Here is a 6,434-nt window from a genome sequence, read left to right on the forward strand (position 1 = left end):
TGACTCGGCTTCCACCACCACATGCAGGGAAAAGGCACCGTCACGAAAACATAAGTCTGCCGAGCAGGGCTGCCAGTGGGCGTAACGAGTGTAGTAGTCACACAGGCGGAAGGGTACACAAACACGACCTTGTGTGGTGGCCAGAGAGGCACAGCCGTCTTGAAGGCGCACCCAATACGAACGCGCATCATAGCGCACGGGGCAAAGGGCGGACTGCGGGCAGGAAACGGAACGTCCCTGCTTCTTGCGCTCCGCAACAGATTTGAGTGCTTCGGTGGCCTTCATTCGGGCGGACACCACCAACTGGGCAGGCAGGTCAGGGTGCGCTTTCCGAAGGGACTTGTAGGTTGCCCGGTGCAGTCGGGTTCCGTTACGCTCGTTCTGCTCCCAACCGTAAGTACATACGGCGTTGAAGCAGTCTGTAAACTGCAAGAGCGTTTCCTGTAGAGCCTTTTGGGTGGCGGGTTCTCTATGCAGTTTCAGGCGCAATGTAACTTTCAACGATTTGCCTCTATAGTTTTTGTCTGCCGAGGGTATTATATCATCAATACTCTCGGTTGACGAACTAAATTGGAAAGGAATGCTGCGGATAGCAATTCCTCCCCTGCGTAAACGCAGGGGTCTCCTTTCTATGTTTTTATGATAATATTGCGCAACTCATAACCTCGTTTTCGTAGCTCCTCGACTACGGCAATATGGATGGTAATGCGCTCATTCTCCCACCACATATCGGGAACATTCACCACACAGTGCCCCTTAGGACGCAAAAGCGGCAACAGATTTTCAAAGATATCCCCTAAAGCTGCCGTATACTCCTCTAACGACATGGTGCCTAAATCACGTGGTTCTTGTGAGTACTGCTCCACCCTGCCAAACTGGCTATTCTTTCTCTCGTTGCCACGACGTGATTTGTTTTTTCGTTCCCTATTTAAGAGATTAGCGTAGGGCGGCGACGTCCATATTAGACTTACCGTCTCAGGAGCGAGGTAGTGAGGAATATGTAGGGCGTCATCGTGTACGGCGATCTGCTGGGTCGTATGAAACAGACTCCCCTCTCTCAAACGCTGAATGCACAACTGAATATAACGCTCCTGAAGATCAAACCCCACCGCATTTCGATTTAGCTCCTGAGCCGCAACGAGCGTCGTGCCACTTCCTACAAAGGGATCGAGCACAAGTTCTCCCTCGTGCGTGAACAGCTCGATGACACGACGCGCAAGGGCAATGGGAAATATTGCCGGATGAAGCTCTTTATCGCGGATGTCGTGCCCGCAATAGCTTACCTGCCAGACCCCTAGTTGGCTTTTAATCCACTCTTTAGGCGTTAGACAGTTCAAATGATTTGGAGGGCAGTTGCAGGTGCGAAGATGGGCGACATCCAGTCGGCTCCGATAAAGCGGCGAACTTTCGCCGATCGCCAATGAAAAACGGTCTTGAAGGTTTTCGTCTTCCTGCTCATAAGCGGGTTGTTGCATCTATTATCCTGAGCCTATCCTCTCTGTTTACCCTATCGAAGGAGGTGTTGCAGAAAACGGCCTATGCATAGCTCAGTATACCAAAATCTGGCGCACCCTTCGTGCTGATACACGTATTAACTAGCGTATATTTCCATCTAGCGAGGAAGAGAACATCATGATGTCACGCCGTACTTCCCTAGGTTTCATAGGAACGGCCTTAGCTCTTGGTATTGGAACTTGGTTCTTTACCAACGGCGCCGCTCCGCAGCAGAACACGGTAAAAGTATCCGACGTGGTAGACCCCGTTTATCAAATTCAAAGCGAAAACTGGCCGCAGCCGGCCCCACGATTCTACGGCACCGCCCAAGATTGGCTTAACACCGGAGGGAAAGCCCTCGACCTCAAACAGCTCTTGCAAAGCGGCCATGTGGTGCTCATTGATTTCTGGGAATATACCTGTGTGAACTGCCTACGTACTTTGCCCTACCTCAAAGCCTGGAACGAACGTTATGCCAAAGATGGACTTGTAATTATTGGCATCCATACGCCGGAGTTTCGGTTTGCCCACGATCGCAGCAATGTGGCCGAGGCGGTGAAACGGCTTGGAATTACCTGGCCTGTCCTCGTTGACAGCAACTATGAGAACTGGAATGCCTATCATAACAACTTCTGGCCCCGACACTACTTCATCAACATGCACGGCTATATTGTGGCCGACCATGCCGGAGAAGGAGGATACGAGGAATCGGAAGCCATTATCCAGCAATTGTTGCACCAACTGCACCCAAATCTTAAACTTCCCCCTCTGCTAAAACCCCTGCGCCCTGAAGATGCTCCCGGTGCCCGCTGCTACCCCATGACCCCCGAACTGTATGCAGGCGAGAGAGGCCTGCTAGAAGGCGCTCTTGGGAACATCCCCAATTGGGCCCCAGGACGCCTACACCACCTGCCCGCACCAACAGGGGCGCTTGAAGACGGTGTCATCACCCCGATCGGGGTCTGGATCACCGAGCCGGAAAGTCTGCGTCATGGCCGTGCCACCAATAACTTCGAGGATAGCATTCTACTACGCTATCATGCTATTACGGCCAATGCGGTGATCAAGCCGGAGAACGGCGTGGCCTTCCGTGTCTATGTTTTTCAGGATGGCAAGCCTGTGGCCCCGTCCGACAAAGGGGCAGACATTCATTACGATGAAACGGGCAAAAGCTACATCCTCGTAGACCAGCCCCGCATGTACCAGCTGATCCACAACCGAATGTTCGGCAGCCATACGCTGACCCTTTCATCAAACTCGCCCGACTTCGCGCTTTATTCCTTTACCTTTACCTCCTGCACAGAAGGTTAGCGATCTCTAATGGAGGCAGGCTCTGGGCCTGCCTCCTTCTCTTAATGGCAGGCCGTCTCTTCTGTAGCTGCAGGCGTACAGCCGATAACCGTTAATGAAGTAGGAGGCAGGGTTAAACGAGAGGGTACTTTGACCGTAAAGTGCAGAGGCGGTGTGTCCGGAGCGGCATAACTATCGGCGCCGTGAGCATGCCAAACATAGTTTGCCGAGGATAGCTGCCAAACCTCAATAGGCCCCTTCGCCGCAACAGCACCCCTCTTCGTGTGCCACACAAGTTTTACCGCAATGGCTCTTTTTGTATCTTTGTTCAGCAGCATGATGGCCCAACGCCCATCCGGATGTTTGGTGGCGAAGGCAACTAACACCTGTTTTGTGCTGTCTTCCACCGAACAGTGGGCAGAATAGAGCAGTATCTTGGCTTGTGGTGGAGACGCCCAAATATGGGTAAGCATCCATGCAGCATAATAGGTGGCCAACGGCTGTTTAATGCGATGCCGATTGTCCGAAAGGAATAAGGCCAGGTTGCCCCACGAGTTACACCGAAGCTCATCCATCAGCGGCTGTGGCGCATAGCCGTAAAGGTAGGCCGTATCTCCTCCCAAACTTAGAAACATCCCCACGATCTCTGCATTGAGGAGGGCTGCCGGCCTATCGGCCTCCGGTCTACCGGCAAAAGCCGAATAACCGTACTCTGAAACGATCCACGGAACCGTTTTGGGAACGCCCTCTGCCCTCCAACGCGCTAAGGTGCGCTGCAGCAAAAGCGGGTTGCGCAACAGCTGGCGCTCTGTGTCGTTGGTACAAACGTTATCAAAGGGATACCACTCAAAAGAGAAATAGCGCAGATCGTCGAAATGGCCATGTTGTTTCAAATACACCAAGAAGCGATGCACCCATGAGCGATCACCGGAAACATTGGGCCAATAGAGCACGTCCTGCAGCTCCGTTTGAAAGCCTGGCCCAACCAGCAGCAGATGGGGGTCGAAGCGATGGATGGCCGTAGCCCACTCCACAAAAAGCGCTCCGTAGTCCTCAGGAGATACGTACTGCCCATCCGGCTCTTCACCAAGCTCCACGCATTTAATGCGCACTCCGCGTGCTTCCAGCCAACGCAGTTCGGCGACGGCGTTTTCCGGTGTGTCATAAAGCAAGCCCACCGGCACCAACATAGGCAAATCGCCCGACAACCCGCTGTTCTTAACCAGGTCAAAGCCGGGCTGTTCTACGTTGGAGTCTCGATCCTGCGCTCGATGCCAGGGATCGGTCGAAGAGACGTAAATGAGGGTCTGATGTTTGTTTGGCACATGGTGCACTTCATCGTGCAGTCTGCCGTACTTATCCAGCCAACCGATCTGCACTTCGCGCACGGCGTACCCTAGGCCATCACGCACATCGGTAGCTCCTTTGGGGGCACGCTCGCTGCTTTCGGTCATCCAAATACGAACAAGCCGCACGAAGATAGGTTTCTTACATAGTGTCCTTAGCGCATCGCCTCCTGTTCCGTGTTCCACCATCCCTTGTGGGAAGAGGTGCCATCCGTTTGTGTTGAAGGTATCGTCAATGGAATGATCGGTCTCACCGTCGGCAGTTTGCCAGCACTCCACGCGAAAACGAGTTGCATAAGGCTCCGCCCAAAAAATCCGAATGGCGTTCACCGGTCGCGGCTTGCCGAGATCAACCAGAATCCATTGGGGATGCAGCGCATTGCTTTCGTGGGTATAGTACCGATCAAGATAGGGATCGCTTTTCCAAAACGTGCGTAGGTCGCCGTCATCAAGACGAGAATAGCCCTCATTATTGGCCTGGTCAATGGTATCCCCACGTCGGGGAAGTCGGTAGCCGTTGGAAAGCGTGATCGGTGTGGTGGGTGTGGCTTCCGATACCCAATACCCCCGACGGTGCCGCGCATCGCTCCAGTACCCCCGCGGGTTCCAGTGCCAACACTCTACCCCCAACTCCGTCCGCAGCCGATAGGCCAATGGTTGCAAACCGGCCGTCTTCATGGCGGCGACGTTGGCCGGCGTGAAAATACCGGCCATATCTCCTTTTTCCATGCCATCAATGCAGGCACCGAGCGCTGTCTCCGGTCGGAACGCCCTCAAAGGGACTTCCGCCTCTATGACCACGCTCCCTGCTAAAGGCTTGTGCACCCGTTTGTTCGGCCCTTTTGCTGCCACGAGCACTGCAAACAAACAGAGGAGGCCGATGCCTGTTCTATAGCGAGGAAAGAGACCCATTGTTATACCGACTGTGCTGCGCTCAAGGCCGCCGGCCTTCCTCTCAAGGAGTGGAAAGGCCAAGAGTGGTTTCGCCCTTTAGCACAAGCCGATGCCCTCCATCCCAGATATAATAGTAGAGTCGATCTCCATGTGCTACCCAAGCGGACGCACCGTTTTTATCTCCGGAGACCGACACCGGTGCCACAGCGGTTCCGGCAGCGCGAACATCCACCGGGCGCCATTGCTGCAGCGCCAACAGCCCAACCAGCAGTGTTAGTAGGATAAGCCAAACGCGAACGCTCTTCTCTCCCATAATATCAGTCCTCCCTCAATGCCTGGTCTAAATCCTTTTGCAGGTCTTCCAAATGCTCCTGGCCTATATGCAGTCGCACAAACCAAAGGGTTTCGCCTGGCACACCTCCTACCCTTTCGGCAGGAAGCGCCATAGGGAGAGCTAGGCTCTCGAAGCCGCCCCAACTACAACCTATCTGAAAATAGCGTAGCCGGTTCACAAAGCGGGCAGCGGCCTCGCGCGTGGAGCGCTTTAGCCGCAGGCTTAGCAAACCGCTTGTGCCACGCAACTGCTTTGCCGTGAGCGATGCCTGAGGGTCGCCCGGCAAGCCCGGATAGTAGACCTCCGCAACGGCCGGATGTTCACACAGCCACGAGGCGATGGCTTTCGCGTTCTGCTGATGGCGCTCCATGCGAATAGGCAGAGTGCGGATACCACGTAGCAGCAGCCAAGCCGCAAAGGGATCGAGAGTGGCGCCGAGCAGGCAGCACTCTTCCATTGCAAGGCGATGGATTCTTTCACGCGAGCCGGCAACGACCCCAGCGACAATGTCGCTATGGCCACCGAGATATTTCGTTGCGGAGTGTACCACGAGGTCTACCCCTAAATGAAGTGGGTTTTGAAAGTAGGGTGAGGCCCACGAGTTATCGCAAATGGTGGCCGCCCCCTGACGCTTGGCGATCTGGGCAACCGCTTCGAGGTCTTGCTGTCGCATTACCACGGTGGAGGGCGATTCGAGATAGAGCAAGGTGGTTTCCGGCCGCAGGGCGCCCTCATAGTCCGCCGGGTCGGCCCCATCTACGAAAGTAACGCTCACCTGAAAACGCTTTAAGTAATCTTGCAGCAGTTGCCGTGTGGGGCCGTAGACCGTTTGCGGGGCAATGACGTGGGCGCCCGCCCGCACACACGAGAAGATGGCGGCAGCAATAGCCCCCATTCCGCTTGCAAAGCAACGTGCCATCTCCGCCCCCTCAAGCGCAGCGATTTTGCGCTCCACGATATCGGTGGTTGGGTTCGTCACGCGCGTGTAGTCGTAAAAACGGCTGACTCCCCCGGCGGCCTCCTCGATCTCCGTCGGCTCTAGCTGATAGTTTGTCGCCCGCTCTTCATAGGTAGGA

General features: G+C 54.8%; 5 protein-coding genes and 1 pseudogene. 1 reads left to right on the top strand and 5 read right to left on the bottom strand.

Going from position 1 to position 6,434, the window contains the following annotated elements; translation table 11 throughout:
• Positions 1-501 (bottom strand): annotated as a pseudogene (locus VKV29_RS03700) (RNA-guided endonuclease TnpB family protein); the annotation flags it as partial.
• Between the two features lie 128 nt (positions 502-629).
• Positions 630-1,475, bottom strand: a complete 846-nt coding sequence (locus VKV29_RS03705) for a DNA methyltransferase (RefSeq protein ID WP_324199953.1) — start codon at positions 1,473-1,475, stop codon at positions 630-632.
• A 157-nt stretch (positions 1,476-1,632) separates the two neighbouring features.
• Between VKV29_RS03705 and VKV29_RS03710 the strand changes: the two genes are divergently transcribed.
• Positions 1,633-2,805 (top strand): redoxin family protein, encoded by a 1,173-nt coding sequence (locus VKV29_RS03710; RefSeq protein WP_324199954.1) that lies wholly within the window; start codon positions 1,633-1,635, stop codon positions 2,803-2,805.
• 41 nt (positions 2,806-2,846) lie between these two features.
• On the opposite strand, the gene VKV29_RS03715 is transcribed toward VKV29_RS03710, so the two are convergent.
• The 3 genes from VKV29_RS03715 to VKV29_RS03725 all read right to left on the bottom strand — a co-directional run.
• Positions 2,847-5,105: a discoidin domain-containing protein gene (locus VKV29_RS03715; RefSeq protein ID WP_324199955.1), complete on the bottom strand. Its 2,259-nt coding sequence runs from the start codon at positions 5,103-5,105 to the stop codon at positions 2,847-2,849.
• On the bottom strand, positions 5,086-5,337 hold the full coding sequence (locus tag VKV29_RS03720) for a hypothetical protein (RefSeq protein ID WP_324199956.1): 252 nt from the start codon (positions 5,335-5,337) through the stop codon (positions 5,086-5,088). The genes VKV29_RS03715 and VKV29_RS03720 overlap by 20 nt, the downstream gene beginning before the upstream one ends.
• A 4-nt stretch (positions 5,338-5,341) precedes the next feature.
• Positions 5,342-6,434: aminotransferase class I/II-fold pyridoxal phosphate-dependent enzyme (locus VKV29_RS03725; protein WP_324199957.1), on the bottom strand; the 1,093-nt coding region annotated here is incomplete at its 5' end.

Source organism: Chthonomonas sp. (assembly GCF_035294165.1).
Lineage (GTDB): Bacteria > Armatimonadota > Chthonomonadetes > Chthonomonadales > Chthonomonadaceae > Chthonomonas.

Bases quoted from the DNA above. Each gene is read 5' to 3' on its own strand.
- VKV29_RS03705 (WP_324199953.1), bottom strand. From the start codon at position 1,475: ATGCAACAACCCGCTTATGAGCAGGAAGACGAAAACCTTCAAGACCGT.
- VKV29_RS03710 (WP_324199954.1), top strand. From the start codon at position 1,633: ATGATGTCACGCCGTACTTCCCTAGGTTTCATAGGAACGGCCTTAGCT.
- VKV29_RS03720 (WP_324199956.1), bottom strand. From the start codon at position 5,337: ATGGGAGAGAAGAGCGTTCGCGTTTGGCTTATCCTACTAACACTGCTG.